The sequence below is a fragment of the Burkholderia sp. B10 genome (assembly GCF_004368385.1).
Taxonomy (GTDB): Bacteria; Pseudomonadota; Gammaproteobacteria; order Burkholderiales; family Burkholderiaceae; genus Burkholderia; species Burkholderia vietnamiensis.
This window is the reverse complement of the sequence record NZ_PQMX01000086.1, coordinates 1-21,847: the sequence shown is the minus strand read 5'-3', so window position 1 is coordinate 21,847 and position 21,847 is coordinate 1. Positions and strand designations below refer to the sequence as shown.

Below are 21,847 nucleotides of genomic sequence, written 5' to 3'. Positions count from 1 at the left end.
CCTCACAGCCCCGAACACCCCCGCAATTTCATTCAAGACGGCCGCATCGTCACCCGCGATGATGCGCCGCATGAACACACGACTGATCGGCTATCTCTATCTGACCGCCGCGATGGCGGGCGTCGGCAGCACCGTCATCGCGAGCCGCATCGCGGCCGGCGGCCTGCCGCCGTTCACCGCCACCGCGCTGCGCTTCCTGATCGCAACGCCGTTGCTGCTCGCGCTGATGCGCATCCAGCGCGCACGATGGCCGCGCGTGTCGACACGCGACGCGATCCTGCTGGTCGTCCAGGCGGCGGCCGGCGGCGTCGGCTACACGGTGCTGCTGATCGGCGGCACGAAACTGTCGTCGCCGATCGATGCGGGCGTGATGCTCGGCACGCTGCCGGCGATGTCGACGCTGATCGCGGCCGTCGTGCTGCGCGAGCGCCAGACGCCGCGCGACTGGTGCGCGGCCGCACTCGCCACCGCCGGCGTGCTGACCGTCACGTTCGCGCCGGGGCAGGCCATGCCGTCGCTGCGCACGCTCGCCGGCAACGCGCTGGTGCTGGCCGCCGTCGCATGCGAAGCCGTGTTCATCCTGCTGAACCGGCGGCTGTCGACGCCGCTGTCGCCGCTCGCGCTGTCTGCCGCGATGTCGGGGCTCGGCTTCGTGCTCGCCCTCGTGCCGGCCGCGTTCGAATGGCATGCGCTGGCGAGCGGCTGGACGCTCGGCGCCGTCGGTGCGATCGCGTATTACGCACTGGTGCCGACCGTGCTCGGCTACGTATGCTGGTACGCGGGTTCGGCGCGCACGAGCGGCACCGAAGCGGCGCTGTTCACCGCCGTCGCGCCGGTCTCGGCCGTGCTGTTCGCGGTGGCGCTGTTCGGTGAGACGCTCGGCGGCACGCAGGTACTCGGCGTTGCGCTCGTCGTCGCGGCGATGCTCGTAGGCGCGACGCGGCGGCGTGATGCGGCGACGCGGCGACCGGCAGCGCAAGCGGACGCGTCCGCATCGCAGATCGCCGAGTGATCCGGTCCGCTGCGCATCCCGCGTGACCGGCCAACGGTAACGATTGTAGGAATGTGTCGGCGCGCGGCAAAACCGTTGCGCCGCGTCGCGCAAGATGCAATATTCGCGTGGCCTGGCCATTCGACCACCGAACGCATACGCATCGCCATGAACAAGAAGGAAGCCAAAACACGCATCGCGGCGCTGTTGTCCGCGGGCGCGAGGAAAGCCGACGTGCTCGCCGAGCTGGCGGGCCACGGTCTCAAGGAACAGTTGCTCGCGCGCCTGATCGCGTCGCGCCCCGATCCCGCGCTGTGTTGGAGAAACCGCGTGCACACGCGCATCCTGGTCGGGCTGGGCGTCGCGCAGCTTTTGATCAGCGTCGCACTCGCCTACGTGTTCGCCGCCGGTGGGCTCGGCATCGGCGCGACGCTGCTGTTCGGTGCGCTGACCGTGTCGCTGTCGCTGCTGTTCATCTGGGGCTTCGCGACTCACCGCGTCGGCGCGTATCACGCGTTCATCGTTCTGTCGCTGCTACAACTGCCGAAAACCATCGCCGCGCTCGGTCGCGATCCGTCCGCCGCGCTGCCGAGCCTCGCCGTCACCGTGATCCTGGTCGGCTACGTGTGGTTCGTCCGCAACCGGATGTTCCCCGACTTCGGCTGGTTTTCGCCGCGCAAGATCGACGGCCGCTACGCCTTCGTCGAAAGCGCCTGACGCCGCGTTCGGCGTGACGCGGCCTCTATCGCGGGCCGCAAAAAACACCGGCCCGCCCCGCAACGGCGGGACGGGCCGGTGTGTTCCGCGCAGGCCGGAACCGTTCGGCTTACTTCGCCTTCTCAGCCGTATCGCTGATCGCCTGGCCGCCCTTCGAAATATCCTGCCCCATGCCGGCCACGGTATTGCAACCGGCGAGCGCGGCGGTCACCACCAGCAGCATTGCAGCAATCGTACGCGTCATTCTCATTCTCCTTCGAGTCAACAAGCCCGACCGGGCAGATCGTGTCAGGCGGCGCGTCCCGCGGCATGCGGAACACGGGGCCTGAACGGATTATACGGAGACGCCCGCCGCGCGCCAGTGCACGCAGCGTCGCGGCCGCGCAGATTTTGCTTGACTTCGTCGTCGCCCGAACTAATATACGCATCGCGTATATTTTCCACCAGGGTGCCGCCGATGACCGTTCCCCAGCAAGCCTTCCTGCGCGACGCGATGCGCCGCCTCAACATGACGCGCGAAGCGTTCGCCAGCCGCATCGGCGTGAGCCGCCGTGCGCTCGATACGTGGCTGCTGCCCGACGATTCGCAGGAATCGCGCGGCATGCCCGAGATCGTCGAGCGCTTCGTCTCGGAAATCGTCGGGCGGGCGGGCCCGGATGGCGAAGACTATACGCAAAGCGTAGACAAGCAAGGCCTCGCGAAGCAGTTCCTGTTCGAAGGCAAGCCGCAGTTGATCTCGGTGGACCAATTCTCGCGCGACTCGGTGGAAGCGCTGTTCCGCGTCGCCGACGTGATGCAGCCGATCGCGCGCCGCCACAAGATTTCGCGCGTGCTCGAGGGCGCGGTGCTCGGCAACCTGTTCTTCGAAGCGAGCACCCGCACGCGCGTGTCGTTCGGGGCGGCGTTCTGCCGGCTCGGCGGCTCGGTGTGCGACACCACCGGCTTCACGTTCTCGTCGATGGCCAAGGGCGAATCGATCTACGACACGAGCCGCGTGATGGCCGGCTACGTCGACGCCCTCGTGATCCGCCACCCGGAGAAGGGCTCGGTGGCCGAATTCGCGCGCGCGACCAACCTGCCGGTGATCAACGGCGGCGACGGCCCCGGCGAGCACCCGAGCCAGGCGCTGCTCGACCTTTACACGATCCAGCGCGAATTCTCGCGCCTGGGCAAGATCGTCGACGGCGCGCATATCGCGCTCGTCGGCGACCTGAAATACGGCCGCACCGTCCATTCGCTCGTCAAGCTGCTGGCGCTGTATCGCGGGCTGAAGTTCACGCTGGTGTCGCCGCCGACGCTCGAGATGCCCGCGTACATCATCGATCAGATCACGACGAACGGTCACGTGATCGAGCAGACCAACGACCTCGCCGCCGGACTGCGCGGCGCGGACGTCGTCTACGCGACGCGGATCCAGAAGGAGCGCTTCACCGACGAATCGTTCGAAGGCTACACGCCGGAATTCCAGATCAACCAGGCTCTCGTCGACTCCGTATGCAAGCCCGACACGCTGATCATGCACCCGCTGCCGCGCGACAGCCGGCCCGGCGCGAACGACCTGTCCGTCGACCTGAACCGCGATCCGCGCCTCGCAATCTTCCGCCAGACCGACAACGGCATCCCCGTGCGAATGGCGATCTTCGCGGTGCTGCTCGGCGTCGAGAATCTGGTCCAGCACTCGATGCGCGACGCGACGTGGCGCCCGCCTGCGTATCTCGGGCCGGAGGACGCGGTGTTCCACGGGATCGATTGACGCGCAGCGGCGCCGCGCGGCCGGATTCGTTCGCATCCGGCCGCGAACGCCGATGCCGGCAGCGCGAGCACGCGCGTCGCGGCGCATGTCGCCGGTCGCCGGTCGCCGGTCGCCGGTCGCACTCGCCAGCCGCCAGCCGCCAGCCGCCAGCCGCCAGCCGCACAACTATCGTCACGATCATCGGTAACGCGAGCGGCGTCCGCGCCTACGCGGCGATGCACGGCTCAGCACGTGCAATCCGCTGCGCTCGACGCGACCATGCACGAACGCAACCGCTCGCCGACATTCTTTCCGCCACCCATCCGCCTGCGTCGGTAACATCGGCACTTGCCGATCGCCGACCGCTCCCGCACAATCGGCCCACCTGCCCTCCTCTCCCCGCGCCGATGTCCTATGCGTCACTCGCCACCGGCGTCCTGCTCGCCGGCGGTCTTGGTCAACGCTTCGATCCAACGGGGCTGCACAGCAAGCTGCTCGCACGGCTGCCCGACGGCACGCCGGTCGCGGTCGCCGCTGCGCGGCACCTTGCGGCGGCGACGGCGGACGTCGTCGCCGTCGTGCGTCCCGGCGCCGAAAAACTCGCGATGTTGCTGAACGAAGCCGGCTGCCAGGTCGTCTACGCGCCCGACGCGATGCGCGGCATGGGCGCGAGCCTCGCAGCCGGCGTGCGCGGGGCGCCGGACGCGACCGGCTGGCTCGTCGCGCTCGCCGACATGCCGTGGATCGCCGCATCCACCTACGAAGCCGTCACGCGCGCGCTAGATGCCGATCGCGCGTCGATCGTCGCGCCGATGCATCGTGGCGTGCGCGGTCATCCGGTCGGCTTTGCCCTGCACCATTACGATGCGCTCGCCGCGCTCGACGGCGATACGGGCGCCCGCGCGCTGTTCGCCAGCGCGCCGGTGCAGCTGCTCGACGTCGACGATCCGGGCATCGTGCGCGACGTCGATACGCCGGCCGATCTGCGCTGACGTCGACGCGCGCCGCCAGCGCAAGGTCCGAGATTCGGTGCGATATCAACCGCCGAGCGAATATCGCAGGCAATCGCACTGCAAACGCGTGCCCGATTGCCTATAACGAAGACGAGGCGCGCTCACCGCGCCGTCCGCTTCCCCTGTCACGCATTGCGCGAGCTCTCCATGGATCACACTACCCCGATGCCCGAGCCCCCGGCCGACCCGAACCGCGATCCGGAAGACGACCCGTTGTCGCCGCCGGCGCCCGGCCACCCTCACGAGAATCCGCAACAACCGGACGGGCCGCCGAGCAAGGATCCGGTTTAGCCGATGGCCGTACACGACCACGCGCATCGTGTGACCCGCAACAGCCACTAAGCAGCCGCGCTTTCCCGCGCGACGCGCGCCTCGTAAGTCTTCAGATGGTTGTACGCGATGCGCAACAACGACAGCGCATCTGCCGCATGCGGGTCGCATCGCGCGAGCAGATCGCCGAGCACGTGATCGGCTTCGACGCGCGCGCGGTTCTCGACGTCGCGCAGCATCGATGCGGTCAGCGGCGACGGCGTCAGCACCATTCGCTGCATCCGCTCGATCGCGGCCGGCTCCGGGCGATAACCGTTGTGCGCGGCAATCGCGCTGCACTCGTCGAGCATGGCCTCGAGCAGGCGGCGTCCGTCCGGCGCGGCGAGAATATCGCCGACCGAACCGCGAAACAACGACGTGCTTGCGGCCAGGGTTGCGAGGAACACCCACTTGTCCCACATCCGCGCGACGATGTCGTCGCTGAGCGTCGCGTCGAAGCCCGCGCCGCCGAGCACGTCGGCCACCGCGCGCACGCGCGCCGATTCGCCGCCGCCGAGTTCGCCGAACGAGAGGCCGTGCGTGTCGTTCAGATGTACGATCCGCTGCTCGCGATCGAGCGTCGCCGCGATCACGCACAGTCCGCCCAGCACCCGCTCCGCGCCGAACCGCTCGCGCAGCACGTCGAGATGACGCATCCCGTTGAGCATCGGCAGAATCAACGTCGACGGCCCGACGAACGGCGCGAACGACGCGATCGCGTCGTCGAGGCTGTACGCCTTGCAGCTGAGCAGCACCAGATCGAACGGCGCGGCCGCGTCGCCGGTGCGTAACGTCTGCACATTGGCGAGCGTCAGGTCGCCGCGCGGGCTGCGAATCATCAGACCATCGCGCGCGAGCGCCGCCGCGCGACCTTCGCGCACCAGGAACGTCACGTCGCGCGCGGCCGCCGCGAGGCGTCCGCCGAAATATCCGCCGACCGCGCCGGCCCCTACCACCAGAATCCGCATCGCTGCCTCCTTTCGCCTCGTTCAATGCCGCCACGCGGGCCGCTCGCCGGCCCGGCGCATGGCCGCAATCGTCAGACAGTATAGCCACACAACCTATGCATATGCAGGGATGACCGCAGGCCGGCATGCGACGTTCGCAAGACATCTAAGGGATTTCCCGCCTACGGGAACGGTCGCGTCGAGCCGACAAACAAGTAAACCAGAAGTAAACCGCTAGGCCGTCCCGGCGCGCCTGCTTGACCGACCGACCTGATACCCATGCGCACCCTTTCCCTGAACCAGAAACTCGCTTCGATGATCGTCATCCTGTGGCTCGGCCTGCTCATGATCGCCGGGATCGGCGCGTGGCAGACGCGCACGTCGATGACGGCAGACCGCCGCGACCAGTTGTCCACGCTGGTTGCGCAGGCAACCAACGTCGCCGATCACTTCTACAAGCTGTCGCAGCAGAACGCGCTGTCCGAAGCCGACGCGAAACAGAAGGCGCTCGAAGCGATCGCCGCGATGCGCTACGGCACCGACGGCTACATCTCGATCAACGACTCGAAGCCGGCGATCGTCATGCATCCGATCAAGACGGAGCTCAACGGCAAGGACGTGTCGAACTTCACCGACCCGGACGGCAAGCATCTGTTCATCGAGATCGTGAAGGCCGGCAACGCGGACGGCGGCAAGGGCTTCGTCGAATACATGTGGCCGAAGCCGGGCGCCGACAAGCCGCAGGCCAAGACCAGCGCGGTGCAGCGCTTCGCGCCGTGGGACTGGTATCTGGTGACGGGCATGTACATGGACGACGTCTATGCGGCGGTGCTCGCGAGCGTCGGCCGCTGGCTCGTGATGACGGCCGTGCTCGGCGCGGCCGCGACCGTCGTGATGGTGCTGGTGCTGAAGAGCGTGCGTGCGAACCTCGGCGGCGAACTCGAGACTGCGCTCGACGCCGCGCAGCGCATCGCCCAGGGCGACCTCACCACGCGCGTGACGGTGAAGCAGGACGATCGCGGCAGCCTGCTGCACGCGCTGCATTCGATGCAGAGCGGCCTGATCGACATGGTGTCGCGGGTGCGGGCCGGCACCGAGAACATCAACGTCGGCGCGAGCGAGATCGCATCGGGCAACACCGACCTGTCGCAGCGCACCGAGGAGCAGGCAGCCGCCCTCGTGCAGACCGCATCGAGCATGGACGAGATGACCGCCAACGTGAAACAGAACGCGGACAGCGCGGCGCAGGCCGCAACGCTGGCAGGCCAGGCCGCGCAGGTCGCGACGCGCGGCAGCGAGGTGGTCGACGACGTCGTGCGCACGATGAACGAGATCACGGCCCGCTCGCACAAGATCGGCGACATCATCGGCGTGATCGACGGGATCGCGTTCCAGACCAACATCCTCGCGCTGAACGCGGCCGTCGAAGCGGCGCGCGCGGGCGAGCAGGGCCGCGGCTTCGCGGTGGTCGCGGCCGAGGTGCGCTCGCTCGCGCAACGCTCGGCCACGGCGGCGAAGGAAATCAAGTCGCTGATCGTGTCGTCGAACGAAACGGTCGAGCACGGCGCGACGCTCGTCACGCACGCCGGCGAAACGATGACCGAGATCGTGCAGTCGGTGCGCCGCGTCAACGAAATCCTCGACGAGATCAGCCACGCGTCGCGCGAGCAAAGCGCCGGCATCGAACAGGTCAACCGCGCGGTGGGCGAGATGGATCAGGTCACGCAGCAGAACGCGGCGCTCGTCGAGCAGGCGGCCGCTGCCGCGCATTCGCTGCGCGACCAGGCCGAGGCGCTGCGCGACGCGGTCACGCGGTTCTCGTTGCCGGCATGACGGGCTGATACCGGCCTGATACCGGCGCGCTTGCGGCGCGCTGCTGCACCCGGCGCGCTCGCGTCGGGTGGCTGGCCGGGGCTCACATTCGGTTGCGGGCGGTGTCGATGCGACGACGCACGCACGTGCGCTTCATAGGCGCGAACGCCCGCTTGCGCGGCGACGATCGCGCGGCGAACTGGCGTCTCGTGTCGCGGCCGGTTACGCAATTGCCCGGCCGTCCCCGCGGGGCGCACGTCGATCGAAGATGTATCGGCCGCGGCCGTTCAGATCCCTTCGTCCGTTTAGCCCGCTCGGCGCATTCGGCCCACTCCGCTCATTCACCCTTCCCACCGATCGGCGTTCACGGCCGATCGCATACCGCCCCACCGCGCGACCTTGCCGCCATCGACATCGCGCATACGCGTCGGCATCGTCATTCGCGCTGCATCACCGATACCGCACCCGCGCCGCGCAGCCGCCCCGCAGCCTGTCCGCCGCCGAAGCCGAGTGCGGCCGCCCGTTGAATCAGCTCGACATCGTTGTTCACGCCGAGCTTCTTCATCGCGCTGATCTTTTGCGCACTGACCGTCTGCTTGCCCTTGTTCAGCCGCTGCGCGATCGTCTTGATCGGCATGCCGTCGAGATACAGGCGGATCACCTCGATTTCGCGCGTCGACAGCTTGACGGGCGGCCCGTCCTGTTCGGCAATCGTATCGAGCGCGCCGCGCACGAGCGGCGACACATAGCGTCCGCCGCTGTAGGTCGAATGGATCGCCGTGACGATGTGGCCGACATCGTCGAACTTGCTGACGAGACTCGGGCAGCCCTGCGCGACGATCGAGCGCAGGATCACCGGGCTCTCGCTGCCGACCAGCGCGACCGTCCCGACGCCCGGGCGCATGCGCCGCAACCACGCGAGCAGCGCCAGACAGTCCATCTGCGGGCCGCCGCGGATCGAATAGTCAACCAGCGCGATATCGCAGTCGACATCGGCCAGCGCCGCGACCATGTCGGACGGGCTCCGATAGGCGCCGACGAGCGCGATCGCGCACGCGTCGCCGGCGATATGCTCGACGCCGGCCAGCGTCAGCGGCCAGTCGTACGCGAAAACGGTGCGAATGTTGAATTTCCCCATGCGTGGTTCCTGAAGGTTCGCGTGGCCGCGCGACGCGACACGTCGCGACGCGGCCGGTTGGGCGGTGACTCCGCGGGCGGGATATTTTTATCCCAACGTCATTCTATGAAACGGCGCGCGGCCGGGATATCGGACGCGGTATAGATGGACGCCCAGGGACGTAATACGAGTTTGATATTTCGATCGTCGTACGCGATCGCGGACGCGCGCATCGTCCGGACGGCCGACGTTGCGGGCCGTGCGGGCCGCGCCGCTTGCCGGCGCGGTAAAATTGCGGCCCAGCATGCCATTCCGGACGACCGGCCGACGGCTGCGCACGCCCGGCCGTGCGCCGTCGGCCGGCCCCCTGCTTCTTCCATGACCGAATCCGATCTGCACTCCGACGACACCACCATCCACGAAGACGGCCTCTGGCGCGACAACGGCTGGACGGCCCGCATCATCAAGAACGAGGACGACGACGGCTGGGCCGTCGAAATGATCAAGGACGGCGAGGCCGAGCCCGCACTCGTCGGCCCGTGGACGATGGGCCGCGACAAGAAGAACCCGAAGCCGATGGATGCGAACGCGTTCCGCACGCTAGTGAAAACCGCGACCGAAGTGCTGATGCGTCACGAGCAGCAGCGCCGCGCGATGCTGCACAAGGAAGTGACCGTGCAGCGCGACGACGGCATCGAGGTGTCGGTGACGCTCGACATCGTGCCGGACGAGTTCGAGCCGTATGCCGAACTGAAGGCGTTCGACCCGTACGGCGAACTGCTGGCCGACGCGAAGGTGTCGGCGGGATTCAAGCTCAACAAGGCCAGCGCCGCACGCTGGATCGAATCGGATTTCGAGCGCCCGGCTTAGGGCCTGTTCACGCCAATAAAGGGCTTGCGCTGGCCCCACGAGTGAGTTTTTCCGCGCGGTCCCTGACGCAGGCCGCCGCCCGCTGCGCGCGCACGCGCCGCGTCAGCCGTGCAGGCCGTGCGTGGTCATCAGCCGGTACAGCGTGGCGCGCGACACGCCGAGCTGCGCCGCGACGTCGGCATGCTGCTGGCGACGGTTCCGCAGCAGCATCTCCTCGATCGTGCGGCGCTCCGCCTGCCGGCGCGCCTCCACGAGCGTCGGCGGGCGGCGCAACCGGTACTGGCTCAACTCGAGATCGTCGGCCGAGATCAGCGGGCCGTTCGTCATCACGACCGCGAAGCGAATCCGGTTGATCAACTCGCGCACGTTGCCCGGCCATGCATAGTCGTGAATCGCCTCGATCGCGCACGGCATGAAGCCGCGAATCCGGTGCGGGCTGTCGCCCCGATAGCGCTGCAGCACGTGATCGGCGAGCAGCATGATGTCGCGGCCGCGCGCACGCAGCGGTGGCTCGTCGATACGCAGCACGCACAGGCGGTAATACAGATCGGGGCGAAAGCGCCCGGCCTGCATCGCCGCCTCCAGATCGACGTGCGTCGCGGACACGATCCGCACGTCCACCGGCACCGACGCGTGCGCGCCGAGCCGCTCGATCGTGCCTTCCTGCAGAAAGCGCAGCAGGCTCGCCTGGCTCTCGAACGGCATGTCGCCGATTTCATCGAGAAACAGCGTGCCGCCGTGCGCGGCCTCGATCCGGCCGATCTTGCGCTGGTGCGCGCCCGTGAACGCGCCGCGCTCGTGGCCGAACAGTTCGGCCTGCAGCAGCGTCGGCGGAATGGCCGCGCAGTTCACCGCGACGAACGGCGCGTCGGCGCGCGACGAATGCCGGTGGATCGCGCGGGCGGTCAACTCCTTGCCCGTCCCGGATTCGCCGGCGATGAACACCGCAGCGTCGGTGTTCGCCACCTTGCGGATGGTCGAGAACAGGCGCCGCATCGCGTCGCATGCGCCGATCATCGTGTCGCAGGGTGGCATCGCGAGCGCGGCCGGGTCGGCGTGCGCGAGCTTCAGCATCCCGTACGCATGGCCGGCGAGATAGCCGATCGTCTTGCAGCCCGCGGCGCGCGACGCGAAGCCGAAACAGCACTGGCGGATCAGGCGCGCGAGCGCGACATCGCGCAGCAGCGCGTCGTCGGCGAGCGCGACCCAGCCGACGTGCGGGTCGCGCAGCAGCGCCTCGAACGCGGCCGCGTCACGCGCCGCGTCACGCATATTGAACGCGGTGAAGTCGACGATTCCCGCATGCAGGCGGTTCGCCTTCACGAGGTTGAGTGCGTCCGCAACGGACTTGGCGCGCGAGACGTCCCAGCCGCGCGACGCGAGACAGTCGACGAGCGCGGCGTCCGGATACGGCGACACATAGACGAGCGGGCGCGACGGCGCGGCATGATGGCGCGACGCCGCGACCGGCGGCGGCATGCACGCGATCCGCTCGGTTTCAGGATGGCTCGACAATCTGATCCGGCAACATTGATTCACGATGGCCTCGTCGCATGGCGTTGTCGGTCGGCGCGGGGCGCGCGACATGGCGCGCGGCCTGCCGGTCCGATCGGGAAAATGACGCTATCGGCAGAACACGACACGCCGCATATAGATCTGCGGTTCGACGACGGGCCGCGCGGACCGGTCCAGTTCGTCGCGATAGCGGCGGTAGGTCTTGCCGTCCACGGTCACGTCGCCGGCGCGCGCCGTCTCGATCGCGGCCAGCGCGTGGCTTTGCCAGTCGTCGACGCGCGCCGATGCCGACAGACTCGATGCACCGGCGATCGTCTGCGTGACCGTGCTGCCGTCGGCCCAGGGCTGCGTCTGCATGTCGTCCGCGTGCTGCATCGCGCCGACCGTCTTGCCGGTCGGCGTCGGGCCGCTCTGCGCGACGAACGGCGCGGCGCGGCCGTACACCGGCGATTGCCATGAAGGCGCGTGGCCTTCCTCGGGCACCATGTAGATCGTCTGCGGATCGCCGACCATCATCATCGGCACGCATGCGGTGTTGTCGGGGCGGCCGAGCGTCGTCAGCGACTGCTGGATGCTCGCGGCGTTCGCGACGCTCTGTTCGTTCAGGATCACGAACACCGCCGGATTCTGAAACAGCGACTGCGCGGCGGCGTGTGCGCCGACCAGCAGCAGAACGATCGAAAGGAACCTCATGATCCGCGCCTCCTGTCCCCTCGACAGGCAAAAAGAGGTGTTGGCCTCGGGGTAGAACCAACACCCGTCAAAGCTGTCGCGCGCATCGCGCAACCGGTTGCGGCGCTTGCCGTGCAGGCGGCATACCGGTTGCATCGAAGCGCGCTGCCGGTCACGACGACGTGCTCGTCGAGACGACGGTCGGCGCGGGCGCGAGCGGCGCCGACGGGGCGGCGTGCTGGTCGATCGCCGGCGTGGCTGTCGCGGGCACGTCCGCGGCCGGCACGGCTGCGGATTCGACCACGGCCGTTGCGTCGGCAGCGCTCGGGGCCGTCGCCGCCACGGGCTGGGCGGCTTCGGCGGCAGGCATGGCCGAGGCGATCGGCGCTTGCGGCGCGCGGTCGACTGCGTTGGCGTCGGCCGTCGGCATGGCCGGTGCGCCGGTGTCGGTCGCGGCCGGCGTGCGCGCGGACGCGTTGGCGGCGAGCGACGGTGCGGGGTCTGCGGGCTTGTCGGCGACCATCGGGGCCTTGTCGGCGGCGGTCGCCGCGGGTTCGGTGGTCTTTTCCGCAATCGTCGACGCAGGCTCCGCCGCCTTCTCCGCAACCGTCGGGACGGGTGCCGACGCCTTCTCTGCAACCACTGGTGCAGGCGTCGAGGCCTTTTCCGCGATCGCCGACGCAGGCTCTGATGCCTTCTCAGCAACCGTTGGGACAGCTGCCGATGCCTTGTCCGCAACCGCTGCTGCAGGCGTCGACGCCTTTTCCGCACTCATCGACGCAGGCTCCGCCGCCTTCTCCGCAACCGTCGGGACGGGTGCCGGTGCCTTTTCCGCAACCACTTGTGCGGGCTTCGATGCCTCCTGGGCAACCATCGGTGCGGGCTTCGAAACCTTCTCCGCAATCACCGACGCAGGCGCGGGCACCTTATCCCCCGCGACCGGTGCCGGTGCAGGCCGTGACACGTTGTCCGCAACCGTCGCGGCACTCGGCGACACGGCAGCGGTCGCTGCAGCGGGCACCGCGCTCATCGCAGCGGACACCGCGGCCACGCCCGGCACGACCGCGGCCGCCTGCGCACCATTCCCCGCAGCCGCCTGCGCCGCACCCGGCATCGCCGCCGCAGCCGGCGCGCCGATCGGCGCTCCCGCGACGGACGCCCCCGCCTGCCCCGCATTCGCCGCCACCGCCCGCATCTGCGCAGGCGCCGGCCCAGCCGCATCGAGCGGCGGCAGCCCCATCCGGTTGCGCACGAGCGGATCGCGGAACTTCAAGTCGTCGGCGACGGTCGCATCGGCGGCAGGCGCGACGTTCGAGCGCGCGAGCGGCGCGGTCGTGCCCGGACACAGGTGGCCGGTCGCCTCGACCGCGCGGCGGTTCGCGTCGCTCTGGCACAGCAGCGCCAGCGCGACGTCGGTCAAGCCCATCGCGCGAAATTCGCGCGCATCGAGCCGTCGCACGCACGCCTGATCCACCAGCGTCGTGCCGCCGGTCGCGCCGAACCCCGGGAACGACACGCCGACGCTCACCGAGCCCATGCAGGTATCGGACAACGTGGTCGTCAGCCCGGGCGCCTGGATCGCCGGGTTCGTCTTGATCGTCTGCGTGCCCGAGTAGTTGACGTTCTCCGCCACCTGCGTGTTGTACGGGCTCGAGCCCGGCGCGCCGGCCGCGAGCGAGCTCGCGCTCTGCGGCGTCACGGTCGAGCCGCCGCTCGTCGACGAAGGCAGCGTCAAGTTGACCTGCACGCTCGAATTGCCGCTGCCGCGCACGCCGCTCGTGCTGCCACTCGTCGCATTGCCGCCGCGCGAGCTCGTCACGTTGGTATTCATGCTCGAGCCGCCGCCCTGGCCGATGGCCGTCGACGACGTCGAGGACTGCGCGCTTGAAGTCGAGTCGGCGGTCTGCGCATGGGCGCCGATCGTGGCCAGCGCGAACATCGCCGCACTGGCCGCCCTGATCTTGCTGCTGTTCATTTTGATCTCCGGACGAGGTTGGACCGCCCACCCAGGCAACCGCATCAATCCCGTTGCGTTCCTGCCGCTTTGCCTGTTTCCCCGAACTGCTTCCAGCCGCTGCCCAACTGCGACCACGAACCGCCCGGCATGCCCTGCGATGGCGGGGCCGCGGGCGCGCCGGCGGCATTGCCCGGCGACAGCGTGTGTTGCGGTGACGGTTTGGTTGTCTGCTCAGTGTTACTTGACGTCTGTACGTTCGATTGCACGTCGTCGGTCGCGCGGTCGGCGGCATACGCCGTCAGCGACGTGAGCATCACGACGGCGGCAATCAGGTTCTGCTTCATGCCAGCTCCTTACGGTGACGACAACGGCGCAACAGAGACCAGCGTCACCGGGAAACTGGTCCCTTCCACCCGAATCAGGGCGTGCCGGCCGTCGCGCCGGAGCTGCCCTGACTGCCGCCCGACGCCGACGGCGATCCGGCCGGCCCGGTACTCCAGACGGTCGACGTGTTGTAGTGGTTCGAGCCCGCGATCGTCGACGATCCGCCGAAGCCGGCCAGCCCGCTCGCACCCGCGTTCGCGATGCCGGCGTCGTTGCCGCCGCTCGCCGTGTAGTGGTTCGCGCCGAGCACGATCGTGGCGGTCACGCCGCCCGACAACGCATTCGCGTTCTCGGTCGTATTGGCGGTGCCGCCGAACGAGCCCGCGGCGCCGATCCCGCCGCCAGCCGCGAACGCGCCGCCGTTGGTGCCCCACCCGCCGGCCGTCGACGTCGAGTCGTGGTACGCGGACGCCGTGCCGGTCGAGCCCGCAGGCGTCACCGTGCTTCCGGCGCTCGCGCCTGCGACCGAAGTCGTGTTGCTCGTATAGCTGCCGGTGCCGACCAGCACCGAACCCGAGACGCCCGACGCCACGGACTGCGTCTGGTTGAAGGTCGTCGTGCCGGCGGCCGCTGCGGCCGACGACAGCACGGCGAGCGCGGTCGCTAAAAAGACGTTGGCTTTCATAGCAATTCCTTGCGATGACGAAGGTCGGTGGCCGGATCGCCGGGCCGCCCCGTGCGGGGCGATTCCCGGCGTCCGCGCCACCATTCGATGACGAGCGCTGCGCGCGGCGGCTTAGTAGTGGCGGAACGTCCAGGCGCTGGAGCCTGCGTTCGCGCCGCTCAGCCCGCCGGACTGCGAGCCGCCGAAGCCGAAGCCGCCCACCGTCGACGTGTTGGTGTGATCGGTGTACGACACCGCCGCGCTGGTGCCGCCGCCGGCCATCGCGCCGGCCGCGCCGAGTGCCGCACCCGAATCGGTGGCGGTGAAGTGACCGAAGCCGGTCACCCCCGCCATCGTCTGGCCGCCGCTCGACGAACTGCTGCTCGACTGGGTGCCGCTCGCTGCGAACGCTGCACCCGAAACCGCCATCACTGCTGCTGCAATCAGAAGCTTCTTCATGGTCGACTCCAAAACGGCGTGGACGGAACAAGCGCAGGAAGCTGCACGCCTTCAGCCTGCCTGCGTCGAGCAATCCCTGAACACAAGGACCGCCATTCAATCGGCAACGAGCGTTTCTCCGATCGCAATTCGGCTCATTGCCTAAATCCCATTCGCTGTTTTATTGGCCCTGCGATTCATTGTTTTGAATACCGGCTTGCGCACCGGTGAAGTCACCGGAATAAACCGAGTCTCGAACCCGGAAAACGAATGCATCGTTCCGTATCGTTCGTCGTGCGTCGTTCGATATCGGGCGGCGCCGCGCGCCGGCATGCGGCTCGCCACTGCCGGCGAGCGAAAATGCACGACCCGGTTTACCGAAGGCGAACGCCCTGCCGCTGAAAATCGCCGCGTAATCGCGGCAACGCGACAACAATGCGCAACCGTGCACGCGCGCCTGACCGTCACGCAGCAACGTTGTTCGTGAGTTACCGGTCGCCGATCATGCGGATAATCCGGCTCGCGCGTTTTCGGTACAGTCCGGGTCGCGCCGCTATTGCCGCGATGCGATCGAAATGTCGATGGACGTGCACGCGCGCATCGGCATCGAGCGGCCCGATACGAACTGCTGGTCCATCAGGGTGAAGTGAGTCGACGAGAGCGCCGCTGTCGATCAGTGGTGGCGCGAAACGACAGCGGCTCCAGCACGCGCAATGCGCGGATACCGGAACGCCGGCAACGACGCACTCGCGACGCCGGCACTGCGCCGCGAGTCGTACGGTTACCCCATCGTTGCGCTGAGAATGCGCGGATCAAGCTGCTGCTTGTGGTCTTCATCGCTGTTCCCCGACTGCTTATTGACGAGACTGCCGCCCCCCCAATCTTCACTGCATCAGGTCGACTGCCCGCCGGTGCGGTCAATACCGCAAGCGGCATGCCACGCACGATTGCGCCGACGATTGCGGGTGGCACGGCGCGCGGGCAGCGCGGAAACATGCGGTTTTCGTTTCAGGAATGTATCGCGGCAACAGGTGGCCGCCTGCGGCGATCATCGACTGACGAGAAGCAATCCCACCGAAGGCCGCGCGACGCGGTGCGCGGCGCCGCATGTGTGTGCTACCGAACGTCTGTTTCAGAGTTGAGAATCGCGCGCTGCCGGTTCGGAACAATGGACACGTCAACGCCCGAAAACGGCCTGCCACCGGGCTTTCGCGGGCGCGCGGCAAGTTGCGGACGGCTCGCTCGCGCGCCGCGCGCCTTCGCGCAAAGCGTGCGCGCATACGGCACGGGACCGATTGCACGAAGCATGCAGCGGCAAACCGATTACCCGAAAATACGATTGATTCATCCGTGAAAATCCCGACTCGCTCGCACATCGATGGTTAATGCCGCAGAGCGACGAATCGCAAAACCGGCACGGGCCGCACCGCTTTCTACCGGTCCGCATATTCGATGAAAAACGCCGGGCATTCGCGCGTATCCGCCAGCACATCGGGCGTTTTATTACGTTGCACATTCATTTCATCGTCCGGTAATGAACGCCGGCGCATTGCGTTTCGATGTGCGTATCGTGCGGGCGTCACGTGAGTCCGCATGGCGCGCGATACACCGGAGAAACAACTCGGAAACGACGTCGACGCCGCTTTCCCGCGCGCGAAGCTGCGCGTGCAAGCGTCGTTTCGGCGCGAAAAAATCATCGTGGTATGGCGTTTCTCGCATTTTCGGCGCGTCGATACGCGGCGACGCCGCGAGCGCCGAATGCGTGCGGCGCGGCGCGGGATACACGGGTGGAACAGCGGCGCGCCGGCCGCGCCGCGGCACGACCCGATACCGCGCCGCATATGACGCGCGCGCCGCTGGCATGCCGGTTGCAGCACCGTGCGGTTCGCCGTGCACGGAGCATCGCCGCCCGCACGGCCCGCGTCGCTCCTCATCGGCCGACGACCTGCCCGCAGCGCCGACTACGTACCGAGCAATTCCTTCCTGCGCAAATGACCCACGTCGCGCATCGGCGGCGCGCCGAACAGCCTGCTGTATTCGCGGCTGAACTGCGACGCGCTCTCGTAGCCGACCGTCGCGGCCACCGACCCCACGTCGCCGCCCTGGCGCAGCAGCAACCGGCGCGCCTCGTGCAGGCGCAACTGCTTCTGATACTGCAGCGGGCTGAGCGTGGTCACGTGCTTGAAGTGATGATGAAGCGACGACACGCTCATGTTGACGGCCTGCGCGAGCGTCTCGACACGCATCGGTTCCGCGTAGTGGGCGCGAATCCATTCGATCGCGCGCGCGATCCGGTGCGTGTGGCTGCCGGCGACGGCCATGTGACGCAGGCGCGCGCCCTGCCCGCTCGTCATCAACCGGTACAGCAGTTCCTTTTCGATCAGCGGCGCGATCACCGGGATGTCGGCCGGCGTATCGAGCAGCCGCAACAGGCGCAGCGCGGCGTCGAGCAGCGGCGGCGTCAACTCGGCGACAGCGATGCCTTCGCCTTCGGGGCCGGCCTCCGGCTCGGGCAGACGCATCTCGGCAGCGAGTTCGACGATGCGCTGCAGGTCGAGCGTCAGCGACAGGCAAAGATAAGGAACGTCGGGCGACGCCTGCGTGACGCGCGACAGGATCGGCAAGTCGATCGACGTAATCAGGCAGTGCTGCGCGTCGTATTCGTAGGCCTGCCCCGCGACGACCACGCGCTTCGCGCCCTGCGCGGCGATCACGAGCGCGGCGCGCGACACGCCGCAGCCGAGATCGACCGCACGCGTATGGCGGTGCAGCATCAGCGCCGGCACGGCCGTCGCGTGCGAGCCGTCCGCCGGCGCGAAGCGGCCGATCAGCGACGCCAGCTCGCGCCGCCCGGATTCGCGCGATGCCGCGATATCGGTCATGTCCATGGCGGTTCCTCGTGTCGTTTTGCGGATCGCGCGAGCATAGCGAAACGCGCGCCGCCGTGCCCGGGATTTGCAGGATTGTTCAATAAATTTGCAGGATCGGATAGCCGTAACGACGGGCCGTTCGCGCACACTCCCACCTGATCCGGCGCATGCCGGGTTTTCCCCACGGAGACAAAAAAATGCCCACCACGTTTGTCCTCAACGGCAAGAGCGTCACGCTCGACGCCGATCCGTCGATGCCCGTCCTCTGGGCGATCCGCGAGCATGCGGGGCTGACCGGCACGAAGTTCGGCTGCGGCATGGCGCAGTGCGGCGCATGCACGATCCATCTCGAAGGCCAGGCCGTGCGCTCGTGCGTGCTGCCGCTGGCCGGCATCGCGGGCAAACGGGTGACGACGATCGAAGGCCTGCAGAGCAAGCCCGCGCAGGCCGTACAGGCCGCCTGGGTGAAACTGCAGGTGCCGCAGTGCGGCTATTGCCAGTCCGGCCAGATCATGTCCGCGACCGCGCTGCTCGAACAGAACCCGAAGCCGACCGACGCGGACATCGACGCCGCGATGAACGGCAACCTGTGCCGCTGTGCGACCTACGCCCGCATCCGGGCCGCGATCCACGACGCGGCCGCGACGCTGGGAGCGTGACCATGACGATCGAACTCGACAACGCCGGTTCGGTGCGCGCGTCGCGCCGCACCTTCCTGAAAACCGCGGGCGCCGCAGCCGCCGTCAGCCTGACGATCGGCTTCGAATGGGCCGGCCTCGGCCGCCGCGCGCTCGCCGCGACGCCGCCCGCCGCCGACTTCGCGCCGAACGCGTTCCTGCGCATCACGCCCGACGGCGCGGTCACGGTAATTGCCAAGCACGTCGAAATGGGCCAGGGCGCGTACACGGGCATCGCGACGATCGTCGCGGAGGAGCTCGACGCCGACTGGTCGAGCGTGCGCGTCGAAAGCGCGCCGGCCGACGCGAAGCGCTACGCGAACCTCGCGTTCGGCACGATACAGGGCACGGGCGGCAGCTCGGCGATGGCGAACTCGTGGCAGCAGCTGCGCGAAGCCGGCGGCAAGGCGCGCGCGATGCTCGTGTCGGCCGCGGCCGCGCGCTGGCAGGTGCCGGCCGGCGAGCTGAGCACCGCGGGCGGCGTGGTCACGCACGCGAAGAGCGGCAGGACGGCCGCTTACGGCACGCTCGTCGCCGATGCGGCGAAACTGCCGGTGCCCGACCACGTCACGCTGAAGCAGCCGGCCGATTTCAAGCTGATCGGCCATCGCATCCCGCGCGTCGACGCGTCGGCGAAGTCGAACGGCACCGCGCAATTCACGCTCGACACGACCTTCCCCGGCATGCGCGTCGCGCTGCTGCAGCGGCCGCCGCGCTTCGGCGCGACCGTCAAGTCGGTCGATGCGACGGCCGCGAAGGCGGTGCCGGGCGTCGTGGCCGTCGTGCAGGTGCCGAATGGCGTCGCCGTCGTCGCGACCGGCTTCTGGGCCGCGAAACAGGGCCGCGACGCACTGAAAATCGACTGGGACGAAACGCACGCCGAAAAGCGCGGCTCCGACGAGATCATGCGCGAATACCGCCAGCTCGCCGCGAAACCGGGCGTGTCGGCGCGCAAGGACGGCGATGCCGACGCGGCGATCGCCGGCGCCGCGCGCAAGCTCAGCGCGACCTACGAATTCCCGTATCTCGCGCACGCGCCGATGGAGCCGCTCGACGCGGTCGTCAAGCTGACGGCCGACGGCTGCGAGATCTGGGCCGGCGACCAGTTCCAGACGATCGACCAGGGCAACGCCGCGAAGGTCGCGGGGCTCGAGCCCGAGCAGGTGCGCATCCACACGCTGTATGCGGGCGGCAGCTTCGGCCGGCGCGCGAACGCGTGGTCCGACTACGTGGTCGAGGCCGTGTCGATCGCGAAGGCGCTCGGCGCGGACGGCACGCCGGTCAAGCTGCAGTGGACGCGCGAGGACGACATCCAGGGCGGCTTCTACCGCCCGATGTACTTCCACAAGCTCGATGCGGGGCTCACCGCCGATGGCCGGCTGGTCGGCTGGCGGCACCGCATCGTCGGCCAGTCGATCCTCGCCGGCACGCCGTTCGCCGCGTTCATGGTGAAGAACGGCATCGACGCGACGTCGGTCGAGGGCGCGGCGAACCTGCCGTACGCGGTGCCGAACGTGTCGGTCGAACTCACCACGACCAAGGTCGGCCTGCCGGTGCTGTGGTGGCGCGTGGTCGGCAGCTCGCACACCGCGTATGCGGTCGAGGCGTTCATCGACGAAGCCGCGCACGCGGCCGGCAAGGACCCGTACCTGTTCCGCCGCGACCTGCTCGCGAAGGAGCCGCGCATGCGCGCCGTGCTCGAGCTGGCCGCGCAGAAGGCCGGCTGGGATCCGGCGCAGCCGCTGCCGAAGGGCCGCGGGCGCGGGATCGCGGTGGCCGAGGCGTTCAAGAGCTATGTCGCGCAGGTGGCCGAGGTGTCGGTGGACGCGGACGGCAACGTGAAGGTCGAGCGCATCGTGTGCGCGGTCGACTGCGGGATCGCGATCAACCCCGACATCGTCGCCGCGCAGATGGAAGGCGGCATCGGCTTCGGGCTCGGCGCGGCGCTGCACAGCGCGATCACGCTGAAGGACGGCCGCGTCGAGCAGCGCAACTTCGACGGCTACCACGTGCTGCGGATGGCCGAGATGCCGAAGGTCGAGGTGCACATCGTGCCGTCCGCGCAGGCGCCGACCGGCGTCGGCGAGCCCGGTGTCGCGCCGGTCGGGCCGGCCGTGGCCAACGCGATCTTCGCGGCGACCGGCAAGCGGCACTACGTGCTGCCGTTCGATTCGGCCGGCGGCGCGAAGGCTTGACCGACGTGTGACGCATCGGGCGGTGCGGTGTGGCGTTGTTGCCCGGTGCGTCGGTGCGGCGCGGCGCCCCGCCGCGCCCGCATCGTGCTGCGCGTGACTGCGCCGTAACGCCGCCCGTAACGCACGTTACGCACGTAACGCCCGTAACGTTCCCGCGCGATGCTACGTAACAATTCTTCAATATCGGTCGGGCCGGCGCCGCGGCACGCGGCTGCGGCGCCGTTAAAAATTCTTTTAGATTCAACACCGGCGCGCGATTGCGGGCGCCGGGACCCGCCGCACGGCTGGGGCGGCTCCATCACTGGCCCGGAAGTTGCAGTACATGACTCGCAACACTCCTTTACGGACATGCGAGGGCCACCATGGATTGCAAATACCTGTACATCGACAACATAAAAATCAACTTCGTGCGCCGGACGATCGAAATCGACGACAAGGTCGTCGACGTCACGCCGCGAGAATTCGACGTCGTCGAGTTCCTGCTCGACAACATGAACAAGATCGTTCCGCGGCAAGCGATCCAGGAAGCGGTCTGGGGCCGGGAGCTCGGCGTGTCGTCGCGCACGCTCGACACGCACATCTCGCGGATCCGTTCGAAGCTGCAGCTCGATCACGACAAGAACCTGCGGATCATCCCGATTTATGCGGTCGGCTATCGGCTCGTGCTGTTCGGCGCGGCGATGACGCACGTCGAGCGCCACGATGCCGCGCCGATCCTGCGCGCCGCGCCGCAGCCGATGGTGACCGCCGACTACGCGTGACCCGCGGCCGCGCCGGCGCCCCGAGGCGCGCCGGCCGGTTTTCTGGTTGGGTGGGGCGCGGTACGTCGGGCGCGTTGAGCCGAGGCGTGCCGAGCCATGCCATGCCGAGCCGCATCGAGCCGAGCTGTGCCAAGTCGTGCCGGACTGAGCCGAGCCCCCTCGAGTCGAGTCCAGTCGAGCCAAGCCCTGCCACGGCACCCCAAGCGCCAAGCCGAGCCCGACACCGCGCCGCGTCCTCGCCACACCGCCCTGCGCCACCCCAACCC

21 protein-coding genes are annotated in these 21,847 nt (G+C 68.6%); 10 read left to right on the top strand and 11 right to left on the bottom strand.

The window, feature by feature from the left end:
• The first annotated feature begins 70 nt into the window (after positions 1-70).
• Positions 71-1,012 (top strand): DMT family transporter, encoded by a 942-nt coding sequence (locus C3Y15_RS27725; protein WP_059475286.1) that lies wholly within the window; start codon positions 71-73, stop codon positions 1,010-1,012.
• Positions 1,013-1,159: 147 nt separating this feature from the next.
• Positions 1,160-1,708 carry a hypothetical protein gene (locus tag C3Y15_RS27720; RefSeq protein ID WP_011882575.1) on the top strand — a complete coding sequence of 183 codons (549 nt, stop codon included), beginning with the start codon at positions 1,160-1,162 and terminating at the stop codon, positions 1,706-1,708.
• A gap of 109 nt (positions 1,709-1,817) precedes the next feature.
• Here the strand turns inward: C3Y15_RS27720 and C3Y15_RS27715 are convergent, their stop codons facing one another.
• Positions 1,818-1,952: an entericidin A/B family lipoprotein gene (locus tag C3Y15_RS27715; RefSeq protein ID WP_009688930.1), complete on the bottom strand. Its 135-nt coding sequence runs from the start codon at positions 1,950-1,952 to the stop codon at positions 1,818-1,820.
• Positions 1,953-2,165: 213 nt separating this feature from the next.
• On the opposite strand from C3Y15_RS27715, the gene C3Y15_RS27710 reads away from it, so the two are divergent.
• From C3Y15_RS27710 to C3Y15_RS31895, 3 genes are all read left to right on the top strand, one after another.
• Positions 2,166-3,461, top strand: coding sequence for an aspartate carbamoyltransferase (locus C3Y15_RS27710; RefSeq protein WP_034194295.1), 1,296 nt, complete (start codon positions 2,166-2,168; stop codon positions 3,459-3,461).
• Between the two features lie 386 nt (positions 3,462-3,847).
• The gene (locus C3Y15_RS27705; protein WP_069246450.1) at positions 3,848-4,432 is read left to right on the top strand and encodes a nucleotidyltransferase family protein; all 585 of its coding nucleotides are present in this window, start codon (positions 3,848-3,850) and stop codon (positions 4,430-4,432) included.
• A gap of 168 nt (positions 4,433-4,600) precedes the next feature.
• Positions 4,601-4,744: a hypothetical protein gene (locus C3Y15_RS31895; protein ID WP_165487640.1), complete on the top strand. Its 144-nt coding sequence runs from the start codon at positions 4,601-4,603 to the stop codon at positions 4,742-4,744.
• Positions 4,745-4,791: 47 nt separating this feature from the next.
• Here C3Y15_RS31895 and panE read toward each other — a convergent pair whose 3' ends face one another.
• Positions 4,792-5,730 (bottom strand): 2-dehydropantoate 2-reductase, encoded by a 939-nt coding sequence (gene panE / locus C3Y15_RS27700; RefSeq protein WP_059991770.1) that lies wholly within the window; start codon positions 5,728-5,730, stop codon positions 4,792-4,794.
• A gap of 258 nt (positions 5,731-5,988) precedes the next feature.
• Here panE and C3Y15_RS27695 point away from each other — a divergent pair, with 258 nt between their 5' ends.
• The gene (locus tag C3Y15_RS27695; RefSeq protein ID WP_011882580.1) at positions 5,989-7,542 is read left to right on the top strand and encodes a methyl-accepting chemotaxis protein; all 1,554 of its coding nucleotides are present in this window, start codon (positions 5,989-5,991) and stop codon (positions 7,540-7,542) included.
• A gap of 415 nt (positions 7,543-7,957) precedes the next feature.
• Here the strand turns inward: C3Y15_RS27695 and C3Y15_RS27690 are convergent, their stop codons facing one another.
• Positions 7,958-8,659 (bottom strand): response regulator transcription factor, encoded by a 702-nt coding sequence (locus tag C3Y15_RS27690; RefSeq protein ID WP_069246449.1) that lies wholly within the window; start codon positions 8,657-8,659, stop codon positions 7,958-7,960.
• 357 nt (positions 8,660-9,016) lie between these two features.
• Between C3Y15_RS27690 and C3Y15_RS27685 the strand changes: the two genes are divergently transcribed.
• A complete protein-coding gene (locus C3Y15_RS27685) occupies positions 9,017-9,508 on the top strand; it encodes a hypothetical protein (RefSeq protein WP_011882582.1) in 492 nt (163 codons plus the stop codon).
• Between the two features lie 102 nt (positions 9,509-9,610).
• Here C3Y15_RS27685 and C3Y15_RS27680 read toward each other — a convergent pair whose 3' ends face one another.
• The 8 genes from C3Y15_RS27680 to C3Y15_RS27645 form a co-directional block, all read right to left on the bottom strand.
• Complete coding sequence (locus C3Y15_RS27680; RefSeq protein WP_224056636.1) at positions 9,611-10,987, bottom strand: sigma-54 dependent transcriptional regulator; 1,377 nt, start codon at positions 10,985-10,987, stop codon at positions 9,611-9,613.
• A 144-nt stretch (positions 10,988-11,131) separates the two neighbouring features.
• Entirely contained in the window at positions 11,132-11,716 is a 585-nt protein-coding gene (locus C3Y15_RS27675; RefSeq protein WP_011882584.1) for a hypothetical protein, read from the bottom strand.
• Positions 11,717-11,867: 151 nt separating this feature from the next.
• Positions 11,868-13,670 carry a chemotaxis protein CheA gene (locus C3Y15_RS27670; protein WP_069240362.1) on the bottom strand — a complete coding sequence of 601 codons (1,803 nt, stop codon included), beginning with the start codon at positions 13,668-13,670 and terminating at the stop codon, positions 11,868-11,870.
• A gap of 44 nt (positions 13,671-13,714) precedes the next feature.
• Positions 13,715-13,996: a hypothetical protein gene (locus tag C3Y15_RS27665; RefSeq protein ID WP_011882586.1), complete on the bottom strand. Its 282-nt coding sequence runs from the start codon at positions 13,994-13,996 to the stop codon at positions 13,715-13,717.
• Between the two features lie 74 nt (positions 13,997-14,070).
• A complete protein-coding gene (locus tag C3Y15_RS27660; protein ID WP_011882587.1) occupies positions 14,071-14,661 on the bottom strand; it encodes a hypothetical protein in 591 nt (196 codons plus the stop codon).
• 111 nt (positions 14,662-14,772) lie between these two features.
• Positions 14,773-15,099: a hypothetical protein gene (locus C3Y15_RS27655; protein WP_011882588.1), complete on the bottom strand. Its 327-nt coding sequence runs from the start codon at positions 15,097-15,099 to the stop codon at positions 14,773-14,775.
• Positions 15,100-15,259: 160 nt separating this feature from the next.
• The gene (locus tag C3Y15_RS27650; RefSeq protein WP_080484433.1) at positions 15,260-15,553 is read right to left on the bottom strand and encodes a hypothetical protein; all 294 of its coding nucleotides are present in this window, start codon (positions 15,551-15,553) and stop codon (positions 15,260-15,262) included.
• A gap of 1,486 nt (positions 15,554-17,039) precedes the next feature.
• The gene (locus tag C3Y15_RS27645; protein ID WP_034194301.1) at positions 17,040-17,966 is read right to left on the bottom strand and encodes an AraC family transcriptional regulator; all 927 of its coding nucleotides are present in this window, start codon (positions 17,964-17,966) and stop codon (positions 17,040-17,042) included.
• A 179-nt stretch (positions 17,967-18,145) separates the two neighbouring features.
• On the opposite strand from C3Y15_RS27645, the gene C3Y15_RS27640 reads away from it, so the two are divergent.
• The 3 genes from C3Y15_RS27640 to C3Y15_RS27630 all read left to right on the top strand — a co-directional run bounded on the left by C3Y15_RS27640 (position 18,146) and on the right by C3Y15_RS27630 (position 21,581).
• A complete protein-coding gene (locus C3Y15_RS27640) occupies positions 18,146-18,607 on the top strand; it encodes a (2Fe-2S)-binding protein (RefSeq protein ID WP_059460938.1) in 462 nt (153 codons plus the stop codon).
• Between the two features lie 2 nt (positions 18,608-18,609).
• Complete coding sequence (locus C3Y15_RS27635; RefSeq protein ID WP_014725393.1) at positions 18,610-20,820, top strand: xanthine dehydrogenase family protein molybdopterin-binding subunit; 2,211 nt, start codon at positions 18,610-18,612, stop codon at positions 20,818-20,820.
• A gap of 362 nt (positions 20,821-21,182) precedes the next feature.
• Positions 21,183-21,581, top strand: a complete 399-nt coding sequence (locus C3Y15_RS27630; protein WP_011882595.1) for a winged helix-turn-helix domain-containing protein — start codon at positions 21,183-21,185, stop codon at positions 21,579-21,581.
• Positions 21,582-21,847 lie beyond the last annotated feature (266 nt).